The organism is Streptomyces tricolor, assembly GCF_002155905.1.
Taxonomy (GTDB): Bacteria; Actinomycetota; Actinomycetes; order Streptomycetales; family Streptomycetaceae; genus Streptomyces; species Streptomyces tricolor.
On sequence record NZ_MUMF01000301.1, the window covers coordinates 1 to 13,337 of the forward strand.

Below are 13,337 nucleotides of genomic sequence, written 5' to 3' on the forward strand. Positions count from 1 at the left end.
ACGGGAAACCCGCCCGTCCCCCGGCCGGCCGAGCGGCGGCCCCTACGGGTTCTCCCAGGCCGCCGGTTCCGCCGCCAGCGCTCGGACCGGTTCGGGGAGGGCGTCCGCCGCGAGGTCGGCGAGGGTGACGCCCTCCAGGACGCGGCGGACGCCCGCGCGCAGCGCGATCCACAGGGGCAGCAGGGGCCGGGCCGTGCCGGTGCAGGCGAGGCCCGTGGGGCGTTCGCCGCGCACCGACACGATGGGGCCGTCGACCGCCCGGATGACGTCGGCCACGGTGACCGAGGCCGCGTCCCGGGCCAGCCGGTAGCCGCCGCCTCCGCCGCGCCGGCTGTCGACGATCCCGGCCCGGCGCAGGTCGCCGAGGATCCCTTCGAGGAACTTGTGCGGGATGGCCTGTACGGCGGCGATTTCCTCTGCCTTCACCGGGCCGTTACCCTGCCGTACGGCCAGCTCCAGTACCGCCCGTACCGCGTAATCCGCCCGCGCCGAGATCCTCATGGGTCCATGGTGGGGCGTACCGGCAGCGACAATGGCCGGACCGCGCCCCCGTAAGACCGCCCGGGAGGATCCACCTTGGCGCTCAGCAGACGTACCTTCAGTGCCCTGGCCGGCTCGGCCGCGCTCGGGCTCGCCCTGGGCGGCAGCGGCGGCCCCGGCGCGCCCTCGGCGTACGCGGGCGGCAGCGCGCCGACCGGTCCGGCGCCGCTGCCGCCGAGCGCCGACGGCCGGCGGCACACCATCGGGTACGACCGCTACTCGCTGCTCGTGGACGGGCGGCGGCTGGTGGTGTGGTCCGGCGAGATGCACCCGTTCCGGCTGCCGAGCCCGTCGCTGTGGCGGGACGTGCTGCAGAAGATGCGGGCGCACGGGTACAACGCCGTCAGCATCTACGTGGCCTGGAACTACCACTCCCCCGCCCCGGGCCGGTACGACTTCAGCGGCGTCCGCGACCTCGACCTGTTCCTGCGCATGGCCGCCGAGACCGGGCTGTACGTCATCCTGCGGCCCGGCCCGTACATCAACGCCGAGGTCGACGGGGGCGGCTTCCCCGGGTGGCTGACGGCGACCGAGGGCACGGCCCGGACCGACGACCCCACCTACCTCGCGTACGTCGACGAGTGGCTGACCCAGGTGAACCGGATCGCCCGCCGGCACCTGTTCACGCAGGGCACCGGCACGATCCTGCTGTACCAGATCGAGAACGAGTACGACGCCCACGTGGCGGAGGCCACCGGGCGCACCTACATGTCCCATCTGTACCGGAAGGTGCGCGCCGACGGGATCGACGTCCCGCTGTTCCACAACGACAAGGGACGCAACGGGTACTGGGTCCCGGGGTCGTTCGACACCGGCGGGGAGAAGGGCGGCTGGCTGTACGGCTTCGACGGGTACCCGTCGCCGTCCCAGACCCCGCCGGACTGGGGGCACTACGGCCCCGGCGGGCCGAAGGGCGGGGCCACGGCGTCGCCGGCCACGCCCGGGTTCGTGCCCGAGTTCGGGGGCGGCTGGTTCGACCCGTGGGGCGGGGCATGGTTCGACGGCAAGGGGTACGCCGAGTCGCGGCGCACCCGGGACGCCGCGTACGAGCGCCGGTTCTACCTGACCAACCTCGCCAACGGGCTCACCCTGCACAACGTGTACATGACCTTCGGGGGCACGTCGTGGGGGTGGCTGCCGGCCCCGGTCGTCTACACGTCGTACGACTACGGCGCCGCGATCGACGAGGCGCGCAACGTCACGGACAAGATCGCGCCGATGCACCAGCTGGGGCACCTGTTCCAGCGCGTGCCCGACTTCGCCAAGCTGGACCGGGCGGCGGACGTGACCGCCGAGGGGCTGAAGGTCTACCACCTGACCAACCCGGACACCGGCAGCCATGTGTACATCGCCCGCAACGACGGCACGGACCCGGTCACCACCGACCTGCCGACCGACGCCGGCACGCTGCCCCTCACCGTGCCCGGCAAGGACGCCAAGCTGCTCACCACCGGGCTGCCGCTGGGCAAGCGGACCCTGAAGTACTGCACCGCCGCGCCCATGGCCTGTGTGACGGCGGGCCGGCAGGACATCGCCGTGTTCGCGGGCCGGCGCGGTGAGATGGCCGAGCTGGTGCTGAAGTGCCCGGCCGAGCCGTATGTGCAGCGGCTGGACCCGGAGGCCGGGTGGGTCTACGACCGGGGCGAACTCCATGTGAACGCTCCGCTCGGGGAGGGCGGGCTGACCCGGGTGCTGGTGCAGAAGGGCGAGACCGACACCCCGCTGCTGCTGCTCTTCGCCGACGACGCGACCGCCGTCCGGATCTTCCCGTACGACACCCCGTCCGGGACCCTGCTGGTCTACGGCCCGGCGCTGCTGCGGCACGTGGAGCTGCGCGGCTCCGAGGTCCGTCTGACCGGTGACATCACCGAGCGGACCAGCGTGGAGGTGTGGGGCCCGCGCGGGATCGACACCCTGGTGTGGAACGGGCGGAAGCTGCCCACCCGGGTCACCCTCTCCGGCAGTCTGATGACCACCGGGATGCTGCCGGACACGCCGGAGGTGCGGCTGCCCGAGCTGGGCGGCTGGCGGATGCGGACGGAGAACCCGGAGGCGGGCCCGAGCTTCGACGACTCCTCCTGGCAGCTCGCCGACCGGACCACGTCGCACAGCACCACGGCCGTCCCGGAGGGGCAGCCGGTCCTCTTCGCCGACGACTACGGCTTCCACTACGGGGACGTCTGGTACCGGGGCGCCCTCACCGACACGACCGGCGTCGAGGAGGTCTCCCTCGCCTACAGCACCGGCACGCAGGGCCTGCTGATGGCCTGGCTGGACGGCGAACCGCTGGGCACCCACCGGATGCCGGTGCCGGACAAGAATGTGACGATCCGCAAGGGCACATGGGCACAGACGGCGGTCTTCCCGGTGCGCGAGCGGCTGCGCTCCCCCGGCCGGCACGTGCTGTCGGTCCTGGTCCGGCGCATGCAGCACGACCAGGACGGCAAGGCGCTCGACACGCACAAGGCGGCCCGGGGGCTGACGGCGGTCACCTTCAAGGGCGCCTCGCCGAAGGTGCGCTGGCGCATCCAGGGCGCGGGTCCCGCCGACCCGGTGCGCGGGCCGATGAACAACGGCGGCCTGTACGGCGAGCGGGAGGGCTGGCACCTGCCCGGCTTCCGGGACCGGGACTGGGAGCGGGTGACGTTCCCGCGCGCGGCGCGGTACCAGGGCGTGACCTGGTACCGGACCACGTTCCGGCTGTCGGTGCCGGCCGACGTCGACGCGTCGGTCGGCCTGACCCTGGACGACGACCCGTACCGCGCCTACCGCGCCCAGATCTTCCTCAACGGCTGGAACCTGGGGCAGTACATCAACAACGTCGGCCCGCAGCACACCTTCGTCCTGCCGAACGGCATCCTGCGCACCCGGGGCTCCAACACCCTGGCGCTGGCGGTCCTGTCGGAGTTCACCACGCTGTCGGGCCCCGGGTCGGTACGGCTGACGCTGCTCGGCAAGGCGACGGGCGGGGTGCGGGTCACGCCAGTCTGATCACGTTCCAGGACAGCGGCTCCAGTACGGCGGTGAGGGTGCCGTCCGTCAGGGCGGTGCCCTCGACCGGGTGCGGGGTGACGCGGTCGGGGTCGGTGCGGGTGTTGCGGGCGTCGGGGTCGGCGTCCGCGAGCGCGCTGTGCTCGACCACGGTGGTCGGCTCCAGCCCGTTCAGGGCGACTTCGAGGGGCAGCGGCTCGGTGCGGCTGCGGTTGACCGCGAACACGGTGACCGTGCCGTCGTCCGCGCGGACGGCGGTGGCGTGCAGCAGGTCGGTCTCGCCGTACTTCTTCGTCGCGTACGTCGGCGAGTCCACGCGGACGTCCAGCACCCGGCCCCGGCCGTACCGGGAGGCCTGCGCGAACGGGAAGAACGTGGTCTGCCGCCAGGCCGGGCCGCCCGGCTCGGTCATGATCGGGGCGATCACGTTGACGAGCTGGGCGAGGCAGGCCACGGTGACGCGGTCGGCGTGCCGGAGCAGGGCGATGAGGAGCGAGCCGAGGACGACCGCGTCCGTGACGCTGTAGTTGTCCTCCAGCAGGCGGGGGGCCTCCGGCCAGTCGGACGGGGCGATGGTCCGGGCGTGCGCCTCCCACTGCGACAGGTACCAGACGTTCCACTCGTCGAAGGAGAGGTTGATCCTCTTCTTCGACTTCAGCTTCGCGCCCACGTGGTCGGCCGTCGCGACCACGTTCTCGATGAAGGACTCCATGTCGACGGCCGAGGCGAGGAAGGAGTCCACGTCACCGTCGACGGGCTCGTAGTAGGCGTGCAGCGAGATGTAGTCGACCAGCTCGTACGTCTCCTCCAGGACGGTCGCCTCCCACTCGGCGAAGGTGGGCATGGCCTGGCTGGAGGAGCCGCAGGCGACCAGTTCCACGCCAGGGTCCTGCTGGCGCATGGCGCGGGCGGTCTCGGCGGCGAGCCGGCCGTACTCCGTCGCCGTCTTGTGGCCGGTCTGCCAGGGGCCGTCCATCTCGTTGCCGAGGCACCAGAGCCGGATGCCGAAGGGGTCCTTGTCGCCGTGGGCGGCTCGGAGGTCGGACAGGGCGGTGCCGGCGGGGTGGTTGGCGTACTCCTGGAGTTCGAGGGCTTCCGCCACGCCTCGGGTGCCGAGGTTGACGGCCATCATGGGTTCGGCCTGGGGGCCGAGCTTCTTCAGGAACGCGATGTACTCGGAGAGGCCGAAACGGTTGGTCTCCGTCGAGTGCCAGGCCAGGTCCAGGCGCCGGGGGCGGTCGTCCACCGGGCCGACGGAGTCCTCCCACTTGTAGCCGGAGACGAAGTTGCCGCCGGGGTAGCGGATGGCGGTGACGCCGAGTTCGCGGACCAGGTCGAGGACGTCCGTGCGGATGCCGTCGGCGTCGGCCGAGGGGTGGCCGGGCTCGTAGACGCCGGTGTAGACGCAGCGGCCCAGGTGTTCCACGAAGGAGCCGAAGAGGCGCGGGTTCACGTCGCCGATCGTGAAAGCGGGGTCGAGGGTGAAGCGGGCAGTGCTCTTGCTCATGGAATCCTTCCGAGTCACTTGAGAACGGGCCGACCCGCACGCCACCGAAGCTCGTTCAGGCCCAGCTTCGGGGTGCCGTCGTCGTCCGCGTCGTAGTAGTGGTACGCCAGCCACGTCTTGCCGTGGCTGCGGAACGTCGACTCTCCGCCCGTGCCGGCGTAGCGGCCGTGGCCGGCCAGGAGCAGGTCGCCACCGCCCTCCAGCATCGGCTTGCCGGTGCTGTCGACGTAGGGGCCGGTCACCGACGTCGAGCGGCCCACGCGGATCTTGTAGGTGGAGTTCACGCCCGCGCAGCAGGCGTCGTAGGAGGCGAAGAGGTAGTAGTGGCCGCCGTGGTGGAGGATGGCCGGGCCTTCCACCGCGTACGGCGCATCCGGGCGGGTGGCCAGGTGGTGGACCGTGGCGCCGGGGACCGCCTTGCCGGTCCCCGGGTCGAGTTCCACCATGCGGATGCCGGTCCAGTAGGAGCCGAAGGCCAGCCAGACTTTGCCGTCGGCGCGGATCACGGCCGGGTCGATGGCGTTCCAGGTGTCCGTCGTCTCCGAGGCGAACGCCTTGCCGTGGTCGGTCCAGGTGCCGGGCAGGCCGGTGCGGGAGGTGGCGACGCCGATCGCGGAGCGGTTGGTGCCCCAGGAGGAGACGGCGTAGTAGAGCCAGTAGCGGCCGTCGCGGTGGCTGAGGTCGGGGGCCCAGGGGTCGGCGGTGGTGCTGTAGTCGTACCACCAGCCGGGCGGGGTGGCGAAGGCGTTGCCCGCGTCCGACCAGTGGCGCAGGTCGGTGGAGAGCCGGGCGCCGATGACGCCGCCGGTGGAGTAGGCGACGTACTGGCCGCTGCGCAGCCGGTGCACGGTGGGGTCGTGGACGATCTGCTGCCCGGTGAGCGGGAGGGGGTCGGGGTACGCCGCCTCGGCCGAGGCCGTGGCGGGGAGCAGGGCGAGGGCCGCGGCGGCCAGGACGGCGGTGAGTCTGCGCTGCACGGGAACGGTCCCCTGTCACTGGCCGGCCAGACCGGTGTGGGCGACGCCCGCCACGATCTGGCGCTGGAAGAAGACGAAGACGACGATCAGCGGCAGCCCGGCCATGAGGCCGCCGGCCATCAGCTGCGCCCACTGGATGCCGTAGGAGTTCATGACGGTCGCGATGCCGTTCGGCATGGTCATCAGGTCGGGGTTGCTGGTCACCATGTAGGGCCACAGGAAGTTGTTCCACGAGGCGATGAAGGTGAAGATGCCGACCGCGGCGAGGGAGGGGCGGGCGAGCGGGACGACGATGGTGAAGAAGACCCGCCAGCGGCCCGCGCCGTCGATGAAGGCGGCCTCCTCCAGTTCGCGCGGGATGCCCTGGAAGAACTTGTAGAGGATGTAGACCATCGCGGCGGGCGCGCACTGCGGCAGGATCATGCCCCAGTAGGTGTCGACCATGCCCATCTGCTGGACCGTGGTGAACAGGGGCACGCCGAGGACCGCCGGGGAGATCATCAGGCCCGCCATGACGAGGCCCATCAGGACGCCCTTGCCGCGGAACTCGGTGCGGGCGAAGCCGTATCCGGCCAGCGCGCTCACCAGCAGCACGACGGTGGTCACGCAGACCGAGACGACCAGGGAGTTCACGAACCAGTTCGTGATGTTGCCGGTGTCGAAGAGGGCCTTCCACGCCTGGCCGGTCCAGTGCTCCGGCAGCCAGTGCGGCGGTACCTCGACGGCCTCGGTCTCCGACTTGAGGGAGGTGAACAGGCCCCAGGCGAGCGGGGCGAGGAAGACGACGGAGACGGCCGTGCCGAGCAGGGTCAGGACGATCTGGCCGGGGGTCCATGCCGTGCGCGGCCGGGTGGTCGTGCTCATCGGGCGGTCTCCTCACGGTTGCGCAGCAGCCACGTCCGCGCGAGGGCGACGGCCGCGATGATCACGAAGAACATGACGGAGATCGCGGAGGCGTAGCCCACGCGGTAGCTGGTGAAGCCCTCTTCGAGGGTGTACTGGACGAAGGTGCGGGTCGCGTTCTCCGGTCCGGGGCCGAAGTCCATCATGACGACGGCCTGGTCGAAGACCTGGAGCGAGGCGAGGATCTGCAGGGCGACGACGAGCCCGGTGATGTTGCGCAGCATCGGCAGGGTGATGTGGACCATGCGGTGCCAGGCGTTCGCGCCGTCCAGCTTCGCGGCCTCGTAGAGGTGGCCGGGGATGGACTGGAGCGCGGCGAGGTAGAGCAGGAAGCTGAAGCCGACCGTCCACCACAGGGTCTCGATGACGATGGCGAGCATCGCGTACGACGTGTCGGTCAGCCACGGCGTGTCACCGCCGAAGATGTGGTTGATCATTCCCGTGCCGGGGTTGAACAGCCACTGCCACAGGTTGCCCGCGACGGTGGAGGGCAGCAGGAACGGGGCGAAGAAGCACAGCCGCCAGAGCCATTTTCCGCGCTCGATGTGGTGGGCGAGCATCGCGAGGAGGAAGGCGAGGACGGTGATGCAGGGCACGACCAGGAGGGTGAAGTACGCGCTGTGGCCGAGGGCGTCCCACATCAGCGGGTCCTTGAGGGCCTCGCGGTAGTTGTCGAGGCCGACGAAGCTCTCGCCCTCGCCGGAGATGTTGGCGTCGGTGAAGCTCAGGTAGATACCGCGCAGCAGCGGCCAGATCACGAAGAGCGCGAACAGGACGAGGAACGGGGCGACGAACCAGCCGCCGTGCTGGAAGCCCTGTCCGCGGCGGACGGCGGCGCCGGCGGCGGCCGACCGGGCCCGTGTCGCGGGGGCGAGGACGGTCTCGGCGGTGGTCATGCGGCCGTACCTCCCTGCGCGGCGGTCCTGCCGTCCATGGGGTTCTTCATCGCGAGCAGCGTGCCGAGCTCGCTCTTCATCCGGCGGGCCGCCGCATCGGGTCGGACGGAGCCCAGCGTCGAGGAGACGACGACCGGTCCGACGCGCTGGGCGAGGATGCCGGTGGAGCCCGCGAACCACACCTTCGGCTCGTTGGCCTGGTGGTTCATGGCCGACACGTACTCGTTCTGCGGGTACAGCTTCCGGTACGCGGGCGTGGACAGCGTCGGCAGGTGGGCGGGGATGTGGCCGCCCGCCGCCCACTGCCGGGCGTGGGTGACGACGTAGGCGGCGAGCCGGTGGGCGGCCTCGTCGGTGGCGCCGCCCCGGCCGGACCGGTGCGGCAGCACGAAGGCGTGCGACTCGGCGTGCGTGGCCTGCTTGCCGAAGACGGGCGGCAGCGGCATCGCGCCGTAGTCGAGCTTCGCACCGGCGTAGACCGGCACGGACCAGTTGCCCTCCCAGGCGAAGGGGGCGCCGTTGAGGAACTGTTCGGCGTTGACGGACCCCATGGCCGGGTCGGCGTATCCGTCGGTGACGTGCCGGCGCAGGAACTGAAGGACCTCGGCGGCCTTGTCGGTGTCGAAGGTGACCTCGGTGTGCGCGGCGTCGAACCAGGTGCCGCCGAGCTGGGTGTAGAAGGCGACGAAGAACCACCACTGGAAGTTCTGGTCGTTGATCCACAGGCCGATGGTCTGGAGACCCTTCCTGGTGGCCTTCCGGGCCTCCTTGAGCACGCCGAACCAGTCGTCGGCCGACGTGACCGGGACCATCCGGTCGTCGGCGCCGAGCAGGCCCGCCTTCCTCAGCACGTCCTTGCGGTAGAAGCAGAGCTGGACGTGGACGTCGAGCGGGAGGGCGTAGAGCTTGCCGTCGATGACCCCGCGCTGCCACAGCCCGGGGTGGTAGTCCTGCTCGCGCACGCCGTACTCGGCCAGCAGATCGACGTCCCAGGCGTCCAGGAGGCGGCCCGGCGAGAAGCCGGCGACCCGGCCGACGTGCATCACGCCGAGGTCGGGTGCCCGGTTGCCGGCGGCGGCCATGGCGAGCTTGGTGTAGAAGGGGTTGCCCCACTGGAGGGTCGAGTCCTTCACCGCGATGTCCGGGTGCGCCGCACGGAAGGCGTTCAGCATCGCGATCATGTTGGAGCCGTCGCCGCCGCTGAAGAGGTTCCAGTAGCGCACCCGGGTGCGGGCGTGGGAAGCGAGTGCGTCGGCTCCGCTGCCGAGGGCCGCGAAGCCGAAGCTCGCGGCTGCCGTCAACCCGCCCGCGGCGCCCAGCAGGTGCCTGCGAGTCAGGCCAGGTTGTCCCATACCGTGCCCCCACCGTTCGGTATATCGGATAACGCTCGTAACTTCGAACGGGACCGTAGATTCGATGCGCTTCCGCGTCAATGGGTCGGACACAAGCTCATAGATGGTTTCCCGTTGAACAAGGGTCGCGGGATCGCATGACGGGGGCACATCCGGGCGCGTACGCTCGGACCAGCCGTGGGCCGGCGACGGGAAGGGAGACAGATGGATTTCGGGGGCGCGCGAGAGCGGGCGGCACGCCTGGCCGCACGACTGCGGCGCTCCCGCCCGGGTTCGGCGATGCGCTCCCTGGCCGGCGACCTCGCCGCCGCCGTCCGCGCCCGGCCCGAACCGCCCGAGGGCATACGGGAGTTGTGCCGGGCGCTGTGCGAGGAGATGAGCGCGCTGCGCGGCGGGCGGCCGGTGGAGCTGCGCTTCGAGCGCTTCCCGGACGAGATCGAAGTGACCGGCCTGTGGGTCGAGTTCGCCGACTTCGACCTGGTCATCGTGGAGGAACGGGCCGAGGCGGTGCAGCAACTGGTCATCCTGGGCCACGAGCTGTGGCATCTGCACGCCGGGCACCGGCACCACCATCTCGCCGGGGCCGCCGCGGCCCGCGCCCTCGCCGACACGCCCGGCTGGCGGGAGGCCGCCCTCACCGTGGCCGCCCGCAACGGCTCCCGGGAGACCGACGAGGCCGAGGCCGACGACTTCGGACACCGCCTGGCCACCCTGTTCCGGGGCCACCTCTGCGGCCCCCGCCCCGCCGCGGCGGACCCGGTGCAGCGCTCCCTCGGCTACCGGGGACGCGGTGAGGCGGACCGAGCGCCCGGCAGGGGGAGCAGCGCCAGGTGAGACCGCCGGTGGAGAATCCCTCGGGGTTCCTCAGCGAGTTCTACATCTCCTTCTGGATCCCCACCGCCGTGTTCACCGTCGCCCTGGTGATCAAGCTGCCCAGCATCATCCGGCTGTGGCGCGACCCCCTGCTGCGCGCGGTCGGCGCACTGCTGCTGCTCGCCTGCGCGGTGTTCGTGTTCTGCGCCCCGTCCACCATCGCCCGGGTCAACCGGCTGACCGGCGTGCCCAACATCGCGGCGCCCTGGTGCTATTCGCTGATCACCGCGTTCTGCGGCTCCTGCCTGCTGCTCCTGATCACCTGGCGCGACGGCCGCTCGGCCGCCGCCCGCCGCGCGAAGCGCTGGGTGGTCTCGGGCTACTCGGGCGTGATCGTCGCCCTGTGGGTGCTGTTCCTGCTCGCCGACGCGCCCGCGGAACGGCTGCGGGACCTGGACACCTACTACGCCACCACGCCGTTCATGCGCGAGGAGATCCTGCTCTACCTGCTCGCGCACGCCGTGGCCTGCCTGATCACCTGCCGGCTGATCCGGGACTGGGTGCGCGCCGAGGGCCCGGACCCCTGGCTGCGCCGGGGCCTGAGACTGCTGGGCGCCGGCTACCTCCTGAACCTCGTCTTCGCCGCGGCCAAGCTGAGCGCCGTGGGCGCGCGCTGGTGCGGGCGGGACGTGGACTGGCTGAGCACGGATCTGGCCCCGCCCGTGGCGGCCGTCTCCGCGATCCTCGTCGCCGTCGGCTTCGTCCTGCCGCACGCCGGCCAGTATCTGCACGACCGCCGGCGGGTCCGGCTCGCCCACCGCGAACTGCGGCCCCTGTACCGGCTGCTGCGCGCCGCGAGCGGCGAGGGCGTGCCGTTCGTGCTGCGCGCCACGCCCGAACTGCGCCTCACCCGGCGCGAGACCTTCATCCGGGACGTGCTGCTGGTGCTGGGCCGGCACCTCGACGCCGGGCTGGGCAGGCGCGCGTACGCCGCCGCGCTCGGCCTCGGCCATCCGCCCGAGCGGGCGCGTGCGCTGGCCGCGGCGGTGAGCATTCTCGACGCGGTCGAGCGCAGGGCCGCGGTGCCGGGGCCGGCGGGACCGGCCGCCGGGACCGACACCGCGGGCCTGCTCCGGGAGATCGGCGCGGTGTCGCGTGCGCTGCGGTGTCCCGCGGACCTTGCGGCGGTGCGCGCGGCGGCCGTTCCGGCGGAGGCGGTCACGGTTCCTGAGTGAGGGTGCCCGGTGCCGTCCGGCGACCGCGGGTCCGTGGCCGGCCGCGCAGTTCCCCGCGCCCCTGGGGAGTCGCGGTCGCCGTCGGCCGCCGAGGCGCCCCGGCTGCACGCAGCCGTCCCGCCGTAGCCGGGCTCAGCCCTGGAACGCCGGTTGGGGCAGGCCCTGGCCCGCCCCCGGGATCACCAGCAGGGAGCCCGACAGGGGGTGCGGGGACGACAGGCCCGTACGGGCCGTGGTGATGTACAGGTCGGTCAGGTCCGGGCCGCCGAACGCGCAGGCCGTCGTGCGCGGGGTGGGCAGGGTGATGACCCGGTCGAGGTCGCCTGAGGGCGTGTAGCGGCGTACCGCACCGCCGTCCCACAGGGCCACCCAGACGCAGCCCTCCGCGTCGACCGTGAGGCCGTCCGGGAAGCCCGCGCCCTCCTCGATCTCCACCAGGGGGCGGCGGTTGCCGACGCGGCCGTCGGCGTCGTGGTCGAAGACGTCCACGCGCCGGGTCGGGGAGTCGATGTAGTACATGAGGCGCCCGTCGGGGCTCCAGCCGGTGCCGTTGCTGACCGCGACGTCGGGCAGCACGGTCCGCACGGTGCCGTCCCCGGTCAGCCGGGACAGCGTGCCGCCGCCCGGCGCCTCGTCGTAGCGCATCGTGCCCGCCCAGAGGGACCCGTCGGGGGCCACGGCGGCGTCGTTCGCGCGGCGGCCGGGCACCGGCTCGTGGTGCAGCCAGCGGAACGTGCCGTCGGGGTCCAGCAGGCCGACGCCGTCCCGCAGGTTGAGCACCAGGCCGCCGCCCGCGCGGGGCTTGGCGGCACCGATGTGCTGCGGCGTCGTACGGACCGTGCGGCGGCCGGAGGCGGGGTCGTAGGTGTGCAGCCGCATGCCCAGGATGTCGAGCCAGATCAGCCGGCCCGTCGCCGGGTCCCAGGTCGGGCCCTCGCCGAGCGTCGCCTCCGCCCGCACCGCGACCTCGTACGCCGTCATGCCGCGCTCCGGTGGCCCAGCCGCTCCGACAGCTCCGCCGCGCCCTTCGCGGCGAGCTGCTCCAGCTCGGCCCGGCGCTCGTCGCTCCAGCGGATCATCGGCACGGAGATGGACAGCGCGGCCACGACCTGACCGGTGCGGTCGCGGACCGGTGCGGCCACGCAGGAGACGTCCGGGTTGGACTCGCGGCTCTCGACGGCGATCCCGCGCTGCCGGATCTCGCCCAGGGCCTCGCGCAGCGCGCCCGGATCGGTGATGCTGTTCGGGGTCATCGCGGCCAGCTCGGCGCCGTCCGGGATCCGTGCGGCCAGCTCCGGCTCGGGCAGCGAGGCCAGCAGCATCTTGCCGACGGAGGTGCAGTGGGCGGGGAGGCGGCGGCCGGCGGCGGAGACCATGCGGACCGCGTGTGTGGAGTCGACCTTGGCGATGTAGATGACGTCGGTTCCTTCCAGGATGGCGACGTGGACGGTCTCGTCGCAGGTCTCGGCGACCGAGCGGGCCACCTGCTGGCCCTCGGCGGCCAGGTCGAGCTGCTCGGCGTAGCGGCTGCCGAGCTGGTACGGGCGTACGCCGAGCCGGTACCGTCCGGGCTGCCCGGGCACCGGCACGATGTACGACCGTGCGGCGAGCGTGGTGACCAGCTCGTGCACGGTGGTGCGCGGCAGCTGGAGCTTGCGCACGATGTCGGGTGCGGAGAGCGTCCCGTCCCCGTCGAGGAACAGCTCAAGAATGTCGAGAGCCCGGGTCACGGCAGGCACGAGGCGTCCCACGTCCGGCCCCCTCCCTTGATTACTCAGCGTCTGTGTTCGAGATTTCAACAGACGATCGGCATGACGAACACAGGCTAGTCATGGCGCGGGATGCGGGCAATGGTTCGGGAACGGCCCCCGTGGTCACGGGCACCATGGGGCCATGGACCTCGACTTCCAGCTGGTGCTGCTGCGCCGCATGGCCGACCACAACCCGGACCTGGTCGACGACGCCCGGCGGCGGCTCGGCGCGTCGGTGGCGGACATGCGGGAGGCCAACAAGCGGTGGCAGGCCATGGTCCGTTCGCCGCGGGCCCGGGGCGCCGCCGCCCGCTTCACCGGCGTGCTCGGCGCACCCGAGTCCGTCGTGCCCCGCCGCCTCGGCGACGTCGA

The 13,337-nt window shown here is 72.2% G+C and carries 11 protein-coding genes and 1 pseudogene; 4 read left to right on the forward strand and 8 right to left on the reverse strand.

Features of this window, described 5'->3' with window-relative positions:
* Positions 1 to 42: 42 nt before the first annotated feature.
* Positions 43 to 501: an RrF2 family transcriptional regulator gene (locus CCN44_RS21945; RefSeq protein WP_059249275.1), complete on the reverse strand. Its 459-nt coding sequence runs from the start codon at positions 499 to 501 to the stop codon at positions 43 to 45.
* A gap of 75 nt (positions 502 to 576) precedes the next feature.
* On the opposite strand from CCN44_RS21945, the gene CCN44_RS21950 reads away from it, so the two are divergent.
* Positions 577 to 3,531 (forward strand): beta-galactosidase, encoded by a 2,955-nt coding sequence (locus tag CCN44_RS21950; RefSeq protein ID WP_059249277.1) that lies wholly within the window; start codon positions 577 to 579, stop codon positions 3,529 to 3,531.
* Here the strand turns inward: CCN44_RS21950 and arfA are convergent.
* The 5 genes from arfA to CCN44_RS21975 are packed head-to-tail and all read right to left on the reverse strand — an operon-like array spanning position 3,518 to position 9,166.
* On the reverse strand, positions 3,518 to 5,038 hold the full coding sequence (gene arfA / locus CCN44_RS21955; RefSeq protein WP_059249280.1) for an arabinosylfuranosidase ArfA: 1,521 nt from the start codon (positions 5,036 to 5,038) through the stop codon (positions 3,518 to 3,520). The two genes, CCN44_RS21950 and arfA, sit on opposite strands and share 14 nt — an antisense overlap.
* Positions 5,039 to 5,052: 14 nt before the next feature.
* Positions 5,053 to 6,015 (reverse strand): arabinan endo-1,5-alpha-L-arabinosidase, encoded by a 963-nt coding sequence (locus CCN44_RS21960; RefSeq protein WP_086698851.1) that lies wholly within the window; start codon positions 6,013 to 6,015, stop codon positions 5,053 to 5,055.
* Between the two features lie 15 nt (positions 6,016 to 6,030).
* Positions 6,031 to 6,879 (reverse strand): carbohydrate ABC transporter permease, encoded by an 849-nt coding sequence (locus CCN44_RS21965; RefSeq protein WP_059249284.1) that lies wholly within the window; start codon positions 6,877 to 6,879, stop codon positions 6,031 to 6,033.
* Positions 6,876 to 7,814, reverse strand: coding sequence for a carbohydrate ABC transporter permease (locus tag CCN44_RS21970; RefSeq protein ID WP_086698854.1), 939 nt, complete (start codon positions 7,812 to 7,814; stop codon positions 6,876 to 6,878). Before CCN44_RS21970 ends, CCN44_RS21965 begins: the two co-directional genes overlap by 4 nt.
* Positions 7,811 to 9,166: an extracellular solute-binding protein gene (locus tag CCN44_RS21975; RefSeq protein ID WP_059249288.1), complete on the reverse strand. Its 1,356-nt coding sequence runs from the start codon at positions 9,164 to 9,166 to the stop codon at positions 7,811 to 7,813. Before CCN44_RS21975 ends, CCN44_RS21970 begins: the two co-directional genes overlap by 4 nt.
* 204 nt (positions 9,167 to 9,370) lie before the next feature.
* On the opposite strand from CCN44_RS21975, the gene CCN44_RS21985 reads away from it, so the two are divergent.
* Positions 9,371 to 10,000 carry a toxin-antitoxin system, toxin component family protein gene (locus CCN44_RS21985; RefSeq protein ID WP_189397218.1) on the forward strand — a complete coding sequence of 210 codons (630 nt, stop codon included), beginning with the start codon at positions 9,371 to 9,373 and terminating at the stop codon, positions 9,998 to 10,000.
* 8 nt (positions 10,001 to 10,008) lie between these two features.
* Complete coding sequence (locus CCN44_RS21990) at positions 10,009 to 11,214, forward strand: MAB_1171c family putative transporter (protein ID WP_237482220.1); 1,206 nt, start codon at positions 10,009 to 10,011, stop codon at positions 11,212 to 11,214.
* 132 nt (positions 11,215 to 11,346) lie between these two features.
* Here CCN44_RS21990 and CCN44_RS21995 read toward each other — a convergent pair whose 3' ends face one another.
* Together CCN44_RS21995 and CCN44_RS22000 are read right to left on the reverse strand one after the other, a co-directional pair.
* Entirely contained in the window at positions 11,347 to 12,195 is an 849-nt protein-coding gene (locus CCN44_RS21995) for an SMP-30/gluconolactonase/LRE family protein (RefSeq protein WP_059249293.1), read from the reverse strand.
* The gene (locus CCN44_RS22000; protein WP_086698860.1) at positions 12,192 to 12,965 is read right to left on the reverse strand and encodes an IclR family transcriptional regulator; all 774 of its coding nucleotides are present in this window, start codon (positions 12,963 to 12,965) and stop codon (positions 12,192 to 12,194) included. Before CCN44_RS22000 ends, CCN44_RS21995 begins: the two co-directional genes overlap by 4 nt.
* 142 nt (positions 12,966 to 13,107) lie before the next feature.
* Here CCN44_RS22000 and CCN44_RS22005 point away from each other — a divergent pair.
* Positions 13,108 to 13,337, forward strand: a pseudogene (locus CCN44_RS22005) (hypothetical protein); the annotation flags it as partial.

Bases quoted from the DNA above. Each gene is read 5' to 3' on its own strand.
- CCN44_RS21995 (WP_059249293.1), bottom strand. From the start codon at position 12,195: ATGACGGCGTACGAGGTCGCGGTGCGGGCGGAGGCGACGCTCGGCGAG.
- CCN44_RS21965 (WP_059249284.1), bottom strand. From the start codon at position 6,879: ATGAGCACGACCACCCGGCCGCGCACGGCATGGACCCCCGGCCAGATC.
- arfA (WP_059249280.1), bottom strand. From the start codon at position 5,038: ATGAGCAAGAGCACTGCCCGCTTCACCCTCGACCCCGCTTTCACGATC.
- CCN44_RS21970 (WP_086698854.1), bottom strand. From the start codon at position 7,814: ATGACCACCGCCGAGACCGTCCTCGCCCCCGCGACACGGGCCCGGTCG.
- CCN44_RS21985 (WP_189397218.1), top strand. From the start codon at position 9,371: ATGGATTTCGGGGGCGCGCGAGAGCGGGCGGCACGCCTGGCCGCACGA.
- CCN44_RS21975 (WP_059249288.1), bottom strand. From the start codon at position 9,166: ATGGGACAACCTGGCCTGACTCGCAGGCACCTGCTGGGCGCCGCGGGC.
- CCN44_RS21945 (WP_059249275.1), bottom strand. From the start codon at position 501: ATGAGGATCTCGGCGCGGGCGGATTACGCGGTACGGGCGGTACTGGAG.